The sequence below is a fragment of the Streptomyces sp. NPDC033180 genome (assembly GCF_055577645.1).
The window spans coordinates 97,862-114,198 of record NZ_JBVIPU010000009.1 but is presented as its reverse complement, the minus strand read 5'-3'; the positions used below and the strand labels follow the sequence as shown (position 1 = coordinate 114,198).

At 72.0% G+C, this 16,337-nt stretch carries 14 protein-coding genes, 1 pseudogene and 1 riboswitch; of the genes and pseudogenes, 8 read left to right on the top strand and 7 right to left on the bottom strand.

The features are described from left to right. Positions 1–26 precede the first annotated feature (26 nt). From ACZ5WE_RS24025 to aceA, 3 genes are all read right to left on the bottom strand, one after another. Positions 27–896: a 3-hydroxybutyryl-CoA dehydrogenase gene (locus ACZ5WE_RS24025; protein ID WP_467692040.1), complete on the bottom strand. Its 870-nt coding sequence runs from the start codon at positions 894–896 to the stop codon at positions 27–29. Continuing rightward, a complete protein-coding gene (aceB, locus tag ACZ5WE_RS24020; RefSeq protein ID WP_467692038.1) occupies positions 893–2,500 on the bottom strand; it encodes a malate synthase A in 1,608 nt (535 codons plus the stop codon). Before aceB ends, ACZ5WE_RS24025 begins: the two co-directional genes overlap by 4 nt. Positions 2,501–2,648: 148 nt before the next feature. Then, entirely contained in the window at positions 2,649–3,938 is a 1,290-nt protein-coding gene (gene aceA, locus ACZ5WE_RS24015; RefSeq protein WP_467692036.1) for an isocitrate lyase, read from the bottom strand. Between the two features lie 378 nt (positions 3,939–4,316). On the opposite strand from aceA, the gene ACZ5WE_RS24010 reads away from it, so the two are divergent. The 8 genes and pseudogenes from ACZ5WE_RS24010 to ACZ5WE_RS23975 all read left to right on the top strand — a co-directional run bounded on the left by ACZ5WE_RS24010 (position 4,317) and on the right by ACZ5WE_RS23975 (position 10,986). After that, a complete protein-coding gene (locus ACZ5WE_RS24010; RefSeq protein WP_467692034.1) occupies positions 4,317–5,732 on the top strand; it encodes a short-chain fatty acyl-CoA regulator family protein in 1,416 nt (471 codons plus the stop codon). Positions 5,733–5,803: 71 nt separating this feature from the next. Next, positions 5,804–6,868: a tRNA (adenosine(37)-N6)-threonylcarbamoyltransferase complex transferase subunit TsaD gene (gene tsaD, locus ACZ5WE_RS24005; RefSeq protein WP_467692032.1), complete on the top strand. Its 1,065-nt coding sequence runs from the start codon at positions 5,804–5,806 to the stop codon at positions 6,866–6,868. After that, complete coding sequence (locus ACZ5WE_RS24000; RefSeq protein ID WP_467692030.1) at positions 6,868–7,461, top strand: GNAT family N-acetyltransferase; 594 nt, start codon at positions 6,868–6,870, stop codon at positions 7,459–7,461. The genes tsaD and ACZ5WE_RS24000 overlap by 1 nt, the downstream gene beginning before the upstream one ends. A 40-nt stretch (positions 7,462–7,501) precedes the next feature. Next, a pseudogene (locus tag ACZ5WE_RS23995) lies at positions 7,502–7,851 on the top strand (enoyl-CoA hydratase-related protein); the annotation flags it as partial. Between the two features lie 173 nt (positions 7,852–8,024). Further along, positions 8,025–8,207, top strand: a riboswitch (cobalamin riboswitch). Between the two features lie 30 nt (positions 8,208–8,237). Beyond that, positions 8,238–8,963 carry an energy-coupling factor ABC transporter permease gene (locus tag ACZ5WE_RS23990; RefSeq protein WP_467692028.1) on the top strand — a complete coding sequence of 242 codons (726 nt, stop codon included), beginning with the start codon at positions 8,238–8,240 and terminating at the stop codon, positions 8,961–8,963. After that, positions 8,963–9,343 carry an energy-coupling factor ABC transporter substrate-binding protein gene (locus tag ACZ5WE_RS23985; RefSeq protein ID WP_467692026.1) on the top strand — a complete coding sequence of 127 codons (381 nt, stop codon included), beginning with the start codon at positions 8,963–8,965 and terminating at the stop codon, positions 9,341–9,343. The genes ACZ5WE_RS23990 and ACZ5WE_RS23985 overlap by 1 nt, the downstream gene beginning before the upstream one ends. A 6-nt stretch (positions 9,344–9,349) precedes the next feature. Beyond that, complete coding sequence (cbiQ, locus tag ACZ5WE_RS23980) at positions 9,350–10,099, top strand: cobalt ECF transporter T component CbiQ (protein ID WP_469157298.1); 750 nt, start codon at positions 9,350–9,352, stop codon at positions 10,097–10,099. Further along, on the top strand, positions 10,096–10,986 hold the full coding sequence (locus ACZ5WE_RS23975) for an energy-coupling factor ABC transporter ATP-binding protein (RefSeq protein ID WP_467692022.1): 891 nt from the start codon (positions 10,096–10,098) through the stop codon (positions 10,984–10,986). The genes cbiQ and ACZ5WE_RS23975 overlap by 4 nt, the downstream gene beginning before the upstream one ends. Here ACZ5WE_RS23975 and ACZ5WE_RS23970 read toward each other — a convergent pair. The 4 genes from ACZ5WE_RS23970 to ACZ5WE_RS23955 all read right to left on the bottom strand — a co-directional run bounded on the left by ACZ5WE_RS23970 (position 10,975) and on the right by ACZ5WE_RS23955 (position 16,232). Continuing rightward, positions 10,975–12,171, bottom strand: coding sequence for an MDR family MFS transporter (locus ACZ5WE_RS23970; RefSeq protein ID WP_467692338.1), 1,197 nt, complete (start codon positions 12,169–12,171; stop codon positions 10,975–10,977). The two genes, ACZ5WE_RS23975 and ACZ5WE_RS23970, sit on opposite strands and share 12 nt — an antisense overlap. A 77-nt stretch (positions 12,172–12,248) precedes the next feature. After that, a complete protein-coding gene (locus ACZ5WE_RS23965; protein ID WP_467692020.1) occupies positions 12,249–14,072 on the bottom strand; it encodes an ABC transporter permease subunit in 1,824 nt (607 codons plus the stop codon). A gap of 7 nt (positions 14,073–14,079) precedes the next feature. Next, positions 14,080–15,579, bottom strand: coding sequence for an ABC transporter substrate-binding protein (locus tag ACZ5WE_RS23960; RefSeq protein WP_467692019.1), 1,500 nt, complete (start codon positions 15,577–15,579; stop codon positions 14,080–14,082). Positions 15,580–15,689: 110 nt separating this feature from the next. Further along, a complete protein-coding gene (locus ACZ5WE_RS23955; RefSeq protein WP_467692017.1) occupies positions 15,690–16,232 on the bottom strand; it encodes a GNAT family N-acetyltransferase in 543 nt (180 codons plus the stop codon). Positions 16,233–16,337: the final 105 nt, after the last annotated feature.

Genomic DNA, 16,337 nt, shown 5'->3' with positions numbered 1-16,337 from the left:
TCAGCCCGGCGGCGGACCCGGGCCCCTCAGCCCCGGTCGTAGAGGTGGAACCCGCGTCCGCTCTTGCGGCCGAGCAGCCCCGCTTCGACCATGCGCGAGAGCAGCGGCGGCGGGGCGTACAGGGGTTCCTTGAACTCTTCGTAGAGAGATGCCGCGATGGAGGCGACCGTGTCCAGGCCGATCAGGTCCGCCAGCTTGAGCGGGCCCATCGGGTGTGCGCAGCCGAGCTCCATGCCCGCGTCCACGTCGGCCGCCGTCGCGAAGCCGGACTCCGTCATGCGGATCGCCGAGAGGAGGTAGGGCACGAGCAGCGCGTTGACGACGAAACCCGCCCTGTCCTTGGACCGCACGACCGTCTTGCCCAGCGTGTACGTGGCGAAGTCCTCGACGGCGGCGACGGTCTGCGCGGCTGTGTGCAGCGAGGAGACGACCTCGACCAGGGGAAGGACGGGTGCGGGGTTGAAGAAGTGCAGTCCGATGACGCGGTCGGCCCGATGGGTCGCCATGCCCAGCCGCATGACCGGGATGGAGGAGGTGTTGGTGGCGAGGATCGCCCCGGGGTCCTCGACGACCTTGTCCAGGGCGGCGAAGATCTCCGTCTTCGCCGCCGTGTCCTCGACCACCGCCTCGACGACGAGGTGGCGGTCGGCCAGGTCGTCCAGGCTGCCGGTGACGACCATGCGGGCCAGGGCGTCCTCGGCGTCGGCGCGGTCCAACGTGCCGCGTTGGACGGCGCGTTCGAGTGACGTGGCAACGCGTTCGCGGGCGGCGCGGGCGGCGAGGGCGTCGGCCTCGCACACCACGGTGTCGAGGCCGGCGCGGGCGCACACCTCGGCGATTCCGGCGCCCATCCGGCCCCCGCCCACCACACCGACCCGGCGGATGGCCGCGGTCATGACTGTCCCTGCGAACGGCGCACGAGCGGCTGGTCCACGAGGTGGCGGCGGTAGGCGTCGGTGGTGAAGAACGAGGGCAACTCGCGTGCCAGTGCGCTCCGTTCGAAGAGACCGCGGATCTCGTCGAGGGGCGCCCACGGGTACTGCGCCCCCAGGGCGGCGAGCTCGTCCTCCACCAGCGCGAGCACGGTCGCCCGATCCACCACCCGATGGCGCAGCCACTGCCAGATCTGCACCCGGGCGATCTCGGCCGTGGCGGCGTCCTCCATCAGGCCGTACAGGGCGAGGGCCCCCTGCCCGCGCAGCCAGGCGGCGAAGTAGCGCAGGGCGACCGCGATGTTGGTGCGCACGCCCTCCGACGTGGGTGGTGCGCTGACGCGGCGCACGGACAGCAGCTGGGCCGCCGTCACCTCGACGTCGTCGCGGGTGCGGTCGATCTGGTGCGGGCGGGTGTCGAGTACTCCGTCGAACACCTCGCGGCATACGGGGACAAGCGCGGGGTGGGCGACCCATGAGCCGTCGAAGCCGTCCTCGACTTCGCGTTCCTTGTCGAGCCGCACCGTGGCGAGGGCCGCCCGGTGGGCTTCGGGGTCCTTGCCGGGCACGTGGGCGGCCATGCCGCCGATCGCGTGGGCGCCCCGCTTGTGGCAGGTGCGTACGAGGAGGTCGGTGTACGCGCGCATGAAGGGAGCGGTCATGGTGACCTTCGCCCGGTCGGGCAGCAGGAAGTCGGTGCGGTGCCCGAAGGTCCTGATGAGGCTGAAGAGGTAGTCCCAGCGGCCCGCGTTGAGGCCCGAGCTGTGCTCGCGGAGCTCGTAGAGGATCTCCTCCATCTGGACGGCCGCCGTGATGGTCTCGATCAGGACGGTGGCCCGAATCGTGCCGCGGGGGATGCCGATGAGGTCCTGGGCGAGGACGAACACGTCGTTCCACAGCCGTGCCTCGTCGCGGTTCTCCAGCTTCGGCAGATAGAAGTACGGACCGTGGCCGGCGTCGATCTGCCGCTGGGCGCAGTGGAAGAAGTAGAGCCCGAAGTCCACGAGGGAGGCGGGCGCCGGCCGGCCGTCGATCTGCAGGTGTGCCTCGGTCAGGTGCCAGCCGCGCGGGCGTACGACGATGGTCGCGAGCTGCTCGCCGAGCCGGTACCGCTTGCCCTCCGGTGTGGTGAAGTCGATCCGCCGCTCGATCGCGTCGAGCAGGTTCAGCTGACCGCCGACGATGTTGTCCCAGGTGGGTGAGGTGGCGTCCTCGAAGTCCGCCATCCACACCCGAGCACCCGAGTTGAGGGCGTTGACCGTCATCGCACGCTCGGGCGGCCCGGTGATCTCCACGCGACGGTCGGTGAGGCCGGGGGCCGATGGAGCCACCTGCCAGGAGTCGTCCGCCCGGATACGGGCGGTGGCGATGGAGAAGTCGAGAGGGGAGCCGGAAGCGAGCCGGGAGTTCACCCGCGTGCGCTCCTTGAGGATCTCCAGGCGGCGGTCGGCGAAGGCGTCGACGAGGCGGCCGACGAACTCCAGCGCCTCGGGGGTGAGGATCTCGTCGTGCCGGTGGCCAGGTACGCCGAGGACCTGCGCACGGCTTGTCGGAGCGGAGATGGACATGCGGGTCTCCTCAGCAAGGGGGCGGACGGACGGGACGGTGGGGGCGCCCCGTGAGGGGCGCGGGGCCGTGACATATGGGGCTCCGTCCCGCGGGCGCACCCAGCCCCCACCGGCCCGCGGACATCAATGCGGCGATCCGGCGAAGCGCCTAGTGGAACTGCTCTTCCTCGGTGGAACCGGAGAGCGCCGTCGTGGAGGAGGCCGGGTTGACGGCGGTGGACACCTGGTCGAAGTAGCCGGTGCCGACCTCACGCTGGTGCTTCACGGCGGTGAAGCCCTGCGCCTGCGCGGCGAACTCGCGCTCCTGGAGGTCCACATAGGCCGTCATGCCGTGCTCGGCGTAACCGCGGGCCAGGTCGAACATGCCGTGGTTGAGGGAGTGGAAGCCGGCCAGGGTGATGAACTGGAAGCGGTATCCCATGGCTCCCAGCTCCCGCTGGAACTTGGCGATCTGGTCGTCGTCCAGGGCGGCACGCCAGTTGAAGGACGGCGAGCAGTTGTAGGCGAGCATCTGGTCGGGGTGCTCGGCGTGGATCGCCTCGGCGAACTCGCGGGCCTGGGCGAGGTCGGGGGTGCCGGTCTCGACCCAGATGAGATCCGCGTACGGGGCGTAGGCGAGGCCGCGGGCGATGACGGGCTCCATGCCGCCGCGCACCCGGTAGAAGCCCTCGGCGGTGCGCTCGCCCGTCACGAACCGCGCGTCGCGCTCGTCGACATCGCTGGTCAGCAGGTTCGCCGCGAGCGCGTCCGTGCGCGCCACGATCAGCGTCGGCACATCGGCGATGTCGGCGGCCAGACGGGCCGCGTTGAGAGTACGGATGTGCTGGCCGGTCGGCACGAGGACCTTGCCGCCCAGGTGACCGCACTTCTTCTCCGAGGCGAGCTGGTCCTCGTAGTGGATGCCTGCCGCGCCGGCGGCGATCATCGCCTTGGTCAGTTCGAAGGCGTTGAGCGGTCCGCCGAAGCCCGCTTCCGCGTCGGCGACGATGGGCGCGAGCCAGTCGGTGGTGTCGTCGCCGCCCTCGGCGGTGGCGATCTGGTCGGCGCGCAGCAGCGCGTTGTTGATCCGACGGACCACCTGCGGCACCGAGTTGGCGGGGTAGAGCGACTGGTCGGGGTAGGTGTGCCCGGCCTGGTTGGCGTCGGCGGCCACCTGCCAGCCGGACAGGTAGATCGCCTGCAGACCGGCCTTGACCTGCTGGACCGCCTGGCCGCCGGTCAGTGCGCCGAGCGCGTGGATGTAGTCCTGCTCATGCAGTTGGCGCCACAGCCGCTCGGCGCCGCGCCGGGCCAGGGTGTGCTCCTCGCGGACGCTGCCGGAGAGCCTGACCACATCCTCGGCGGAGTAGGTGCGCTCGATGCCCTCCCACCGGGCGTCGGCCGCCCAGCGCTGAGCCAGCTCCTGGGTCGTTGCCGTCGTCGTCCCTGCCTGTGCCATGACCGTCTCCCGGGGAATCGTGAACTGTGCGAATGTCTGGCACTGAGTGCCGGGTAAATCTGGAGTGCGGCCCGCCGGTTCCGTGGGTGAGCAATCCGAGCAATGACGCCGAGGCGGGCGGAACGGGTCGGGATCACCGACGTCAGGGCATTGAGTCGTATCCCGATTCCGATCCGCCCGACGGAGTCCGGCGGGCCGCAGTACGACTCTGGCATCGGCACTCAGTGCCAACAACCGGGGAAAGCTGCCAAGTTCTGCGCATCTTTCCTCGCCGTATTGCCAACTCTGTTAATGCCGAAAGCCCGGCTCGCGTGGCTACCATCGCCAGCAGCACGAGCGGTGCCGACGAGGGTGATCGTGTCCGGACAGGAGCCACGGGTGAGCAAGACGTACGCGGGAGCACGGCTGCGACGGTTGCGGGAGGAACGCCGCATGAGCCAGGCCGACCTGGCCCGCGCCCTGGCCATCTCGCCGAGCTATCTGAACCAGATGGAGCACGACTCCCGGCCGCTGACCGTGCCCGTGCTGCTGCGTCTCACGGAGGCGTTCGGCGTCGACCCGGGCTTCTTCTCCGAGCGTGACACCAGCCGCCTGGTCGCCGACCTGCGGGACGCCCTCACCGGCGAGGTGTCCGCGGGCCGGGTCTCCGCGTCCGACCTCTCGGATCTGGCCTCGCGCATGCCCGCCGTGGCGAAGGTCCTGGTGGACCTCGGCCGCCGCAACCAGCTCCTGACCGAACAGCTCTCCGAGGCCGCGGAGGGCCGGGGTCCGGGGACAGCGGCACAGCCCCGCTCGGCGCACGAGGAGATCCGCGAGTTCTTCTACCGGCGCCAGAACTACCTGCACGACATGGACGTGGCCGCCGAGCAGTTCGCCGCTCAGATCGGCGTACGCCCCGGCGAGGTCGTGCGTGCCCTGTCCGCGCGCCTCGCCGAGCGCCACGGGGTGCGCCTGGCCGCGGACGCCGACCGGCTCCTGCACCACTACGATCCGGCGGCCCGGGTCCTGCACCTCTCCAACCGGCTGCGCCCCGGCCAGCAGGCGTTCCGGATGGCCACCCAGCTCGCCCTGCTCGAGTACGCGGACGAGATCTCCGCGCTCGCGTCGGAGGACTTCGGCCAGGGGACCGCGGCCTGGCCGCTGGCCCGCATCGGCATCGCCAACTACTTCGCCGCCGCGCTGATCCTGCCCTACCGCCGCTTCCACACGGCCGCGGAGGAGTTCCGCTACGACATCGAGCGGCTCACCGACCACTTCGGCCTCGGCTACGAGACCATCTGCCACCGCCTCAGCACCCTGCAGCGCTCCCGGCTGCGCGGCGTGCCCTTCTCCTTCGTCCGGGTCGACAGGGCGGGCAACATGTCGAAGCGTCAGTCCGCCACTGCCTTCCACTTCTCCCGCGCGGGCGGCACCTGCCCGCTGTGGAACGTGTACGAGGCGTTCGCCGTACCCGGCCGCATTCATGTCCAGGTCGCCTCCATGCCGGACGGGCAGCGCTTCCTGTGGACCGCCCGCGCGGTGACGCGGCACCGCGGCGGCTGGGGAGAGCCCGGCAAGACCTTCGCCATCGGCCTCGGCTGCGAGATCCGCCATGCCGCGCGGCTCGTCTACTCCGACGGTCTCGATCTCGACAGCGCCTCGTCCGCCGTGCCCATCGGCATGGGCTGCCGCCTCTGCGAACGCACCGACTGCCCCCAGCGGGCGGTGCCCCCGCTGGACCGCCGCCTGGCGATCGACGAGAACAGCAGCACCTTCGTCCCCTATCCCGTGGCCGGGGAGCAGCGGGGGACCTGAAGGTCTTATTGCACATCGGTTGCAACTACACTCCACCTGCAGAAAGAAAGCTGTAGGGGAAGGAGACGCCGGTGGCAGCGGGGCGCATTGTGCTGGGGATCGAGTCGTCGTGCGACGAGACCGGAGCGGGGATCGTCTCGCAGGGGCGTCTGCTCGCCCATGCGGTGGCGTCGAGCATGGACGAGCACGCCCGGTTCGGCGGAGTGGTCCCCGAGATCGCCGCGCGAGCGCATCTGCACTCCTTCACCCCGGTCGTCCACCGCGCCCTCGACCAGGCGGGTCTGAAGCTCTCCGACATCGGCGCGGTGGCGGTCACCACGGGGCCCGGTCTGTCCGGCGCGCTGCAGGTCGGCCTCGCGGGGGCCAGGACCCTGGCCTATGGGCTCGATGTCCCGCTGTACGGGGTGCACCACCTGGCCGGGCACGTCGCCGCCGACTCGCTGGAGCACGGCCCGCTGCCCGATCCCTGCGTGGTGCTCATCGTCTCCGGCGGGCACACCTCCCTGCTGCTCGTCCGGGACCTGGCCCGCGATCCGATCGTGCACCTGGGGGACACGCTGGACGACGCGGCGGGCGAGTGCTTCGACAAGGTCGCCCGCGTCTTCGGACTGCCCTATCCGGGAGGCCCCGCCATCGACCGCGCGGCCCGGAGCGGCGACCCGCGCGCGGTGGCCTTCCCCCGCCCGCTCACCGGGCCGAAGGACGACCCGTACGCCTTCTCCTTCTCCGGCCTCAAGACCGCCGCCGCGCGCTGGGCCGAGGGGCACGCGGGCCGTGATCTTCCGGTGGCCGACGGTGCGGCCTCGCTCCAGGAGGCCGTCGCGGACGTTCTGACCCGCAAGGCGCTTGCCGCCTGCCGGGATCACGGGGTCGGAACCCTCGTCGTGGTCGGCGGAGTCGCCGCCAACTCGCGGGTGCGGTCGCTCGCCGAGGAGCGGTGCGCCGCCGCCGGGGTGCGGCTGCGCGTGCCCCCGATGACCCTGTGCACGGACAACGGCGCGATGATCGCCGCCGTCGGCGATCTGCTCGTGCGCGCCGGTGCCGAGCCCGCTCCCTGGGACGTGTCGATCGACCCGTCAGCCCCGCTGGCGTACGCGGCCCTGCAGCCGAGGGCGGCCGCGGCGAGGGCGGCCTGATGACGGCGGTCGTCCGGCTCCTGCGCGGCGAGCAACTGCTCGCGCACATCGACGCCTTGTGCACCGTCTATGCCGAAGCCTTCCGCGTGCCGCCCTGGTACGAGGACGAGGAGAGGGTGGCGGAGTTCGCGGTCCGGCTCGCGGGCGACGTACGGCGCCCCGGCTTCACCGCGGCCATCGCCCTTGAGGGGACGGACATCGCCGGGTTCACCACCGGGTGGACCACGCCCGACCCCTTTCCCGCCGACCGCTGTTACCCGCAGGCGGTGGCCGGACTCGGCGCCGAGCGCGCCCTGTCGTGGCTGTGCGGAGCCCGTGAGATAGACGAACTCGCCGTGCGCCCCACCGCGCAGGGCACCGGAATCGGGGCCGCACTCCTTGGGGCGATGGCCGCCGGTGCTCCCGACGACCGTGTCTGGCTGCTGACTTCGGTCCGGTCGGCGCAGGCCATGAGCTTCTACGACCGTCAGGGCTGGACCCAGGCGACGCATCCCTCTCCAGACGGCAAGGGCGTCGTGGTCTTCCTCGGGCCACGTCATCCCGCCCGGACTCTCGCGCTGTGCGGCGGGGAGGGGCGGGTCCCGACACTGTGACCGGGGAGTGTGCTGCCATCCACACGGCACTGGCGAAGTCCGAAGCTACCTGGACATGTACCTCAGCGACTGGTTCGCCGCATGGGACCGGCTGGGGGTGCTGCGTACCCCGACGGTCGTGGCCGTCTCCGGCTGTGCGCTCGGTGGCGGCTGGTGCCCGCCGACGAACTCCTCACAGAGGCCCTCTCCGTCGCGGAGACCGTCGCGGGGATGTCCCTGCCCGTCGCGATGATGGCGAAGGAAGCGGTGTCCCGCGCCTTCGAGACGACCCTCGCGGAGGGCGTGCGCTTCGAACGCAGCTTGTTCCACGCCGTGTTCGCGACCGCGGACCAGAGGGAGGGCATGGCCGCATGCGTCGAGAAGCGGCCCCCCGGCTTCACACACTCCTGAGACGGGGTGCTGAGCCGGTGGCGGTTCCCCGGCCTCCTGGGGAACGTGGCGCGTGCCGACCGCGCACGGGCCGAGGCACCTGGGCTGACCAGGGGCGTACGCCCTGGTCGTGTGCGCTCGCGCGTGCGACAGGTGGGGTGGTCCCGCAAGTTGTCAGTTGACTCGATTGCGCACTAGGGTCGCCACGCCTTGGTGCTCGGGAAATCGGTGTGATGCCGGTGCGGCCCTCGCCACTGTGATCGGGAAGTCCGGCTCCAGCCCTCGCGGCAGCCACTGGGTACGCGCGTACCCGGGAAGGCGGAGTCCGGTCGGTACGACCCGTCAGCCAGGAGACCGGCCAAGGCGCGTTGTCCATCCACGAGGTGCTGGAGAGGGTCTGCTTAGCCATGCACATAGCCGAGGGTTTCCTCCCACCGGCGCACGCGATCGCCTGGGGCGTTGCGTCCACGCCGTTTGTCGTCCACGGAGTCCGCTCCCTCACCCGTGAGGTCAAGGAACACCCGGAGAGCACCCTGCTCCTGGGCGCCTCCGGAGCCTTCACTTTTGTCCTTTCCGCGCTGAAAATCCCATCCGTCACGGGCAGTTGCTCGCATCCGACGGGGACCGGGCTCGGCGCGATCCTGTTCCGGCCGCCGATCATGACGGTGCTTGGCACCATCACGCTGCTGTTCCAGGCACTGCTGCTCGCCCACGGCGGGCTCACCACACTCGGCGCCAACGTCTTCTCCATGGCGATCATCGGGCCATGGGCCGGATACGCCGTCTACCGGCTCCTGAAGCGGTATGACGTGCCGCTCATGGTCGCCGTGTTCTTCGGGGCGTTCGTCGCCGACCTGTCCACGTACTGCGTCACCAGCGTCCAGCTCGCCATGGCCTTCCCCGACCCCGGCAGCGGATTCCTCGGCGCCCTGGGCAAGTTCGGCGGCATCTTCGCCGTCACGCAGATCCCCCTCGCGGTCAGCGAGGGGCTGCTCACCGTCATCGTGATGCGGCTGCTCGTGCAGTCCAGCAAGGGCGAGCTCACGCGGCTCGGCGTGCTGCTCCAGGGCAAGCGGCAGGGCCCGAAGACGGTCGAGACGACCAAGACGACGGAGACGGGGGCCAGCGCCTGATGAGTCGGAACGCGAAGATCAACACTCTGCTCCTCCTCATCGTCGCCGCCCTCGCGGTGCTGCCGTTGGCGCTCGGGCTCGGCGACGACGAGAAGGAGCCGTTCGCCGGGGCCGACGCCCAGGCCGAGACCGCGATCACGGAGATCAAGCCGGATTACGAGCCGTGGTTCTCACCGCTGTACGAACCCCCCTCCGGAGAGGTCGAGTCGGCGCTCTTCGCGCTGCAGGCGGCGCTGGGCGCGGGTGTCCTCGCGTACTACTTCGGTCTGCGCAAGGGGCGCCGCCAGGGCGCGGAGATCGCGCGGGCCGAAACCGAGGGGGCGCCCGCGGAGAAGACCGCTGACGCTCAGAGCACCCGGGCCGACACCGAACAGGTCTGACCCCCCTTGCTGCCCATCGACGCGGCGGCGCACAGCAGTCGCTGGCGCCGCCGCCACCCCGTGGACAAGGCCGTGCTCGGGCTCGGCCTCACGGTCGTGGCCGTGTCCCTGCCGCCCTGGCCGGGTGCCGCCCTCGTCCTCGTCGCCGCGCTCGCCGTGCTGCTCGGGCCCGCCGGAGTGCCGCCGCGCACACTGTGGCGTGCCTACCGCGTACCGCTCGGCTTCTGCGTCACCGGCGCCCTGACCCTGCTCGTCCAACTCGGCGGACCCGAAGGGTTCGTCACGCTCGCCGACGGCGGACCCGCGCGGGCGGCCGGACTGCTCCTGCGCACATCGGCGGCCTCGCTCGGCGTCCTGCTGTTCGCCTTCACCACGCCTCTGTCGGACCTGCTGCCCCGCCTGGTGAGGGCGGGTGTACCGGCGCCGGTCGTCGACGTGGCACTCGTCATGTACCGGATGAGCTTCCTGCTCCTGGACTCCATGAGCCGGATCCGGCAGGCGCAGGCCGCGCGCCTCGGCCACACCACCCGGGCCGCCACCTGGCGCTCCCTCGGCGGACTTGGCGCCACCGCGTTTGTGCGGGCCTTCGACCGGGCGGGCCGGCTCCAGGCCGGGCTCGCCGGCCGCGGGTACGACGGAACCCTGCGGGTGCTCGTGCCCGACGCCCGGATCTCACGGAGCTTCGTGGCCGCCAGCACGGTCCTCCTCATGGGCCTGGTGGCCCTCACCCTCGTACTGGAAAGGCTTCTTCCATGAGCGAGCCGAGCGAGCCCAGCGCTCCTCGCGAGCCGAGCGGGCCCTTGGTCGCTCTGCGCGGCGCTTCCTACGCGTACGACGACGGGCCCACCGTGCTCAGCGGTCTGGACTTCGACGTCACCGAGGGCCGTGCGCTCGCGCTCCTCGGCCGCAACGGCAGCGGCAAGACCACCCTGATGCGGCTACTGAGCGGCGGACTGCGCCCGGACCAGGGCGAGTTGACGCTCGGGGGTGCTCCCGTGACATACGACCGCAAGGGGCTCACCCGGCTGCGCACCACCGTTCAGCTGGTCGTCCAGGACCCCGACGACCAGCTGTTCGCCGCATCGGTCGAGCAGGACGTGTCCTTCGGGCCGCTGAATCTGGGGCTGCCGGACGGCGAGGTGCGCGCCCGCGTCGCAGAGGCGCTCGCCGCGCTCGACATCAGCGCCCTGGCGGACCGCCCCACCCACCTCCTCTCCTACGGTCAGCGGAAGCGGACGGCCATCGCGGGTGCCGTGGCGATGCGCCCCCGCGTCCTGATCCTCGACGAGCCGACCGCGGGGCTCGACCCCGACGGCCAGGAACGCCTCCTGGCCACTCTGCAAGGCCTGCGGGACGCGGGGACGACGGTGGTGATGGCCACCCACGACGTGGACCTGGCCCTGCGCTGGGCCGACGACGCGGCGCTTCTCACGCCGTCGGGAGTGCGCACGGGACCGGTGGCGCGGATGCTCGCCCAGCAAGAACTCCTGGCCCAGGCGGGCCTCCGCCTGCCGTGGGGAATCGCCGTCACGGAACTGCTGCGGACGAAGGGCCTGCTGGCCGGGGCGGAAGACGGCCCGCGCACGCCCGAGGAGCTGGCGGCTTACATGGCTTCGGTAGTGCCTGGCGCTTCAGCGGGCTGACCGGCGCGGGGCACGGTCGGGCAGGAGCGTCATGGCCAGGAGCGGGATCGCGGCGAGGGCGAGCCACGGCGCCCAGGGGGGCAGCCCTGCGTCCAGGAGCGAGCCCGTCGCCGCGCTGCCCGCCAGGACGATCAGGCCGGAGACCGATGACAGGGCGCCGGTGTAGAGGCCCAGCCTGCCGTCGGGCGTGAGGTCGGGGACCCAGGCGCGGGCGGCCGGGGCCACCAGCATCTGGCCGAGGGTGAGCAGGACGACGAAGGCGGCGGCGGGCAGCAGCCCGGCCACCCCGGCCCACGCGGCAGGCCGCGCGACGGCCACCACGGCGAACCCCGCGGAGATGAGGGCGAGCCCCGCCGCCATGGAGCGCCGCTCGTCCAGCCGTCCCGCGGCCCAGTGGGTGACCGGGAGCTGCGTGGTCACCACGAGCAGGGAGGAGAGGGCGAACAGCCAGGCGAGCGGCGCCTGCGACCCGGCCGCGCGCTCCACCTCCTGGGGGAGGGCGAGGTAGAGCTGGTTGTACGCCAGGAGATACGCGCCGTAGGCACAACACACCGCCAGGAAGCGGCGGTTGCGCAGCAACTCACCCACACCTCCTCGTACCCGGATCCGCTCGCGCCCCGGGATGTGCTGGGGCAGCAGCCACAGGTGCCCGGCAAGGACGAGGACGAAGACCCCGGCCCCGGCCAGGCACACGGTGCGGAAGTCGACGGAGAGCAGCAGTGCGCCGAGGAGCGGACCGAGGAACGCGCCGGCCTGGCCCGCCACGGTGAGCAGGGCGAGGACGCGGGTGCGCGGGCCGCTCCCCGACTCCTCCCAGAGCACTGCCTGCCGGGCGACTTCGGATTCCACGGCGGGGGAGAACAGGGCGGCGGCGAAGCCGATCAGGAGGACCGCGCCGATGACCGACCAGGTCTGCTGCGCGTAGCCGAGCCAGGCGAAACCGGCGATCCGCAGCAGGCAGCCGGTGAGCACGACCGGCCGTACGCCGTACCGGTCGGTCAGGGCGCCGCCCACGACGAAGAGCCCCTGTTGGCTGAACGTCCGCAGGCCGAGCACGAGTCCGACCAGCCAGCCCGCCATGCCGATCGCCGCCCCCAGGTGCTCGGCCAGGAAGGGCAGCACGGCGAAGAAGCCGATATTGAAGGCGAGTTGGGTCAGGATCAGCAGGCGAAGCAGCGGCGACAGGTGCGGCCAGGTGCGTTCGCGGTGTGAGCGTTTCGCGTTCCGGAGCCGCGCGGGTGAGGACAGCTGATGTCGACTGCTCACCGGGCAACCGTCCCGGCCGTGGTCAACTCCCGCTCGGTGGGCGGTATGTCCACCACGCGAGGGTGCTCTTCGGGTCGGCCCCTGCGCCGCGGCCACCGGGGGATCGGTACTCCACCCGCCGCCGTCACCGCGAGAGCGCCGAGGAGAGCGAGTGCGGCTGCCGGAGCGAGCAGGGCCCAGGGGGCGCGTTCGGCGTAGGGCTGGTTCTCGGCGAGCAGCAGACCCCACTCGGGGGACGGGGGCTGCGCGCCGAGGCCGAGGAAGCCGAGGGCTGCCAGGGCCAGCGCGACGGCGGGGAGCCGCAGCAGCGCGTGGCGGGTGACGGGCGGCAGCACCGCGGGCAGCAGATGGTGCCGGAGCTGGTGCCGACGGCCTGCGCCCAGACTCCGCGTCGCCGTCAGGTGGAGCGTGGCGCGCTCCTGGAGGAGCAGGGCGGCGGTATGGGCGGCGAGCGGAACCCAGGCGACGACGGCCACGGCGATCGCCGGGGTGGCCGCTCCGCTGCCCGCGACCCCGGCGACGAGGAGACCCGCGAGCGTCGGCGGTATCGCGTTGAGCGTGTCGAGAAGAGGGCCGGAGAACCGGGGCAGAAGACCGAGCAGGACGCCGGCCACCAGCGCGAAGGCGCTGATCCCCAGGGCCAGCGCGAGGGTGTGGAGCGCGCCGTGCCCGACCCGGGCCAGCACATCGCGCCCCAGGGCATCGGTGCCGAACGGGTGCGCCCAGGACGGTGCTTGGAGCCGGGCCGCGGTGTCCAGGGCGAGAGGATCCCGGGCCAGGCTCAACAGGATGACGCCGAGCAGCACACCGGCGTACAGGAACGGCAGCCGACTGGGCGCGGGCGGCTCGGGAAGGTGCAGCGTGGGCAGGGCTCCGTCGCGCAGCGCGGGGCCGCTCGTGAGCCGGGACGCGAGGCGGAAAAGAGCGCCCGCCACGGCGGCGAGCAGGACGAGCGCGAGCGTGCCGGCCTGGAGGACGGGCAGATCCTGCGCCACCGCGGCCTGCAGGGTGGTGCGACCGAGCCCGGGGATGTCGAAGACCTGCTCCACGGCGACCGCGCCACCGGTCAGGCCCACGACGAACAGACCGACGTTCGGCAGCAGTCCGGGGACGCAGCGGCGCAGCGCCTGGCGCGCGATGCGTCCGTGCGGGATGCCGCGGGCCGCGGCGGCGCGCGCCCAGGGTTCGGCGAAGGCGCCGGGCAGCAGGTCGTCGAGGAGCCGCCCGAGCAGCGCCCCGGCGGGAAGACCGAGCGAGAGCGCGGGCAGCACGAGCCACTGGGGCCCGTACCAGCCGAGCGCCGGCAGCCAGGCCAGTTGCACGCCGACCACGGTGGCGAGCACCGATGCGGTCAGGAACTCGGGCATCGCCGCGACGACCGCGGCCCCGCCGCCCGAGTGCCCGCGTCCGGAGAGCCGACGGCGGGAGCCGAGCCACAGGGTGCGCGAACACACCGCGCCCGCGGCCACGACGGCCGCCACCAGCGCCGCGGACATGAGTAGCAACGAGACACCCAGGGCCTGCGCCACGGAGGGCAGTACCGCTTCACCGGAGATCCACGACTGCCCGGCGTCCCCGCGCAGCAGCCCGCCCGTCCACTGGGCGAGCAGATGCAACGGTCCTTCGTCCAGGCCGAGTTGGGCGCGCACGGCCGCCACGGCCTCGGGGGTGGGGGTGCGCTCCGCCGCCCGGGCCTTGAGCACGGTGAGCGCCGGGTCGGTGCGCGAAAGCCAGGGCAGCAGACCGATCAGGCACAGCAGCGCGACGGCGATGACCACGCGCCAGAACAGCGCCGGTCCGCGGACGAACCCTTTTCGCATGGGGCCCTCAGCGCCTGGTGCCGGTACCGACCAGCGTCCGCTCGTACGGGTCGAGGATCTCGCCCCGCACCGAGCCGCCGACGCCCGTGATGATCCGCTGGTGGACCAGCGGCACGACCGCGTCGGTGCCGAGGATCGCGGACTCGGCGGCCATGGTCGCGTCCTGCCGCGTCGCGGTGTCGGCCGTGTTCTCGGCCTTCCGTACGGCCTTGTCGACGGAGGTGTCGCACAGCTGGGAGAGGTTGTAGCTGCCGTCGCAGGTGTAGTCGCTGGCGAGGACCGACACGGGGTCGCCGGTGTCGAGCATGGTGTTGCGGGCGCCGACGAACGCGTCGAACTTCCCGGCCAGCGCGTCACCCTCGATACGGGAGGACTCCCGCACTTCCAGCGTCACCTTGAACCCGGCCTTCTGCAGCTGCTGCTTGAGCACCTGGGCGACCTCGGGGAGCTCGGGCCGGTTGTCGTACGTGGCCAGGGTGATGGACTTGCCGCCGGGCGAGGTGGCCCGCGCTTGTCCCCCGGGCTTGTGCCGCTTCCCCTCGGCCCAGTTCAGGGCGGGCCCGAAGATGCCCTTGCCGGTGTCGGCGTGGCCCTCGTAGACGTCCTTGGCGAGCGCGGACGTGTCGATCGCGGCGCGGGCCGCGGCGCGCAGGCCGGGATCCTTGAAGGCACCCTTCTCCGTGTTGAGCTGGAGCGCGGTGGTGCGTGCCGTGGCGGTCTCGCGGCCGTGCCCCTCGTCGAGTGAGGCGGCCTGCGAGACGGGGACAGCCTCGGCGATGTCCACGTCGCCGGTGCGCAGGGCGTTGGTGCGCGCGGTGCCGTCGGCGATGAACCGCGCGTCGACGCCGGACGCCTGCGCGCGACCGCCCCAGTAGTCGTCGAAGCGGTCGAGGGTGGCCGCGGTGGCGCCGGTGGTCTTCGTGAGCTCGAAAGGCCCCGTGCCGGTGCCGACCGGGTTGGCCTTGTCCCCCTTCTCGTACGCCTTCGCGGAGAGCACGGCGAGGCCGGGGCTCGACAGGCGCAGCGGCAGCGCGGGATCGGGGGCCTTGGTGGTGATCCGGACCTGGTCGTCGCCGACGGGCTCGGCGGTGAGCGATGCCCCGGACAGCGCGGCGGTGACGGGCTCGGCCCTGCCCGCGTGGGTGAGGGCCGACGCGACGGCGGCAGGTGTGACGCGGGTGCCGTCCTGGAACTCGGCCTGGCGCAGGGTGAACAGCCAGCCGCGGTCGCTTTCCTGCTTCCAGGACGCGGCGAGCGCCGGGGCGGCGGCGCCGTTCGCGTCCAGTTCGGTCAGACCCTCGGTGACGCCGAGACGGCTGAGGAGGGTGGCGTCGGCGCCGTACGGGGAGAAGTTCTCGGAGGGAGGGAAGGCCAGCGCGACCTTCAGCCGGGCGCCTTCCGCGGTGTCGCCGGACGCGTCGTTCTTGGCGGCGAAACAGCCGGCGAGCAGCGGGGCGACGAGCAGGCCGGCTATGAGGGGGAGGGGCCGGGGGCCGACGGAGCGCATGGTCCTCGTTCTCGGGGTGGGGGTGTCCGGAAGTGCGGCCACAGGTTACATGACAACCATTTCCATTAATGAGGCGGGGGTCATGGGCGTGCCCGGGAGAGGGGGTGGGCTTACGGCTGCCGCATGGGTACTTCGAAATGCATGACGCGTGATGTGCCGGAGTCCTCGCGCTCGTCGTGTACCACTTTCCCCAGGGAGCGCCAGAAGCCCTCGGCGCCGGTCACCGCCGGGTCGGTGTGCAGATAGACCGACCGGTATCCGCCGTCCGTCGCGGCGAAGTCCAACAGCTGGCCGACCAGCTGCCGGGCAAGGCCGCGGCGCCGGTGCTCGGCCCGTACGTAGACGCGTCGCAGTTGCGCCGTCTCGCCCGAAGGGAAGCGTTCGGCGATCCAGCGCGGATTCGGCGGGTGTGCGGGGCCCCGGGAGTCGAGGGCTGCGGTGGCGGCGACCGCTCCGTCGCGCTCGTCCACCGCGACGAGCAGGGTGTGGCGGGCGGGTCTCAGATACGCGCCGTCGAGGTCGATGATGTCGCCGTGCCAGCGCGGCACGTATCCCGTGCCGAAGTCGTGGTAGACGGTGTCGAGCATGACGGCTCGCGCGGCGCCGAGGTCGTCGGCGGTGGTCGTCGTGATGCGGTATCCAAGCACTTGCACATCCTAAGCATTAAGGAGATATGGCCTGTCACCAGCGGTATTGCCGAGCAGTTGAACCGCGCACGCGCACGACGTTGCATGGTCATGCGAAGTCATGCATACTCT